Origin of the sequence: Pseudomonas sp. HY13-MNA-CIBAN-0226, from assembly GCF_040310305.1 — a bacterium.
GTDB classification, from domain to species: domain Bacteria; phylum Pseudomonadota; class Gammaproteobacteria; order Pseudomonadales; family Pseudomonadaceae; genus Aquipseudomonas; species Aquipseudomonas gregormendelii.
This window is the reverse complement of record NZ_JBEOPS010000583.1, coordinates 1-240: the sequence shown is the minus strand read 5'-3', so window position 1 is coordinate 240 and position 240 is coordinate 1. Positions and strand designations below refer to the sequence as shown.

The following is a 240-nucleotide window of genomic DNA, read 5'->3' as shown; positions in this document are numbered from 1 at the left end:
CCATGATCCCGCGGTTGATTTGCAGGCCGGCCGCTGCGGCCAGGTCTACGCGAGGGCGCAGGCCAATGGCCGACACCACCAGGTCACAGTGGATCACTTCGCCGTCCGACAGGTGCGCTTCAAGGCCATCAGCCGTGCGTTGCAGGCGATTGAGCACCGGGCCCAGGTGGAAGCGCGCGCCGATGCCTTCCAGCCCGGCTTGCACCGCTGCGGCTGCCGCCGGGTGCAGAAGGGTCGGCA

1 protein-coding gene is annotated in these 240 nt (G+C 69.2%); it reads right to left on the bottom strand.

Features of this window, described 5'->3' with window-relative positions; genetic code table 11:
- Window positions 1-240 (bottom strand): FAD-dependent oxidoreductase (locus tag AAEZ05_RS30010; RefSeq protein WP_350650302.1); only part of this gene is annotated, 240 nt, incomplete at both ends.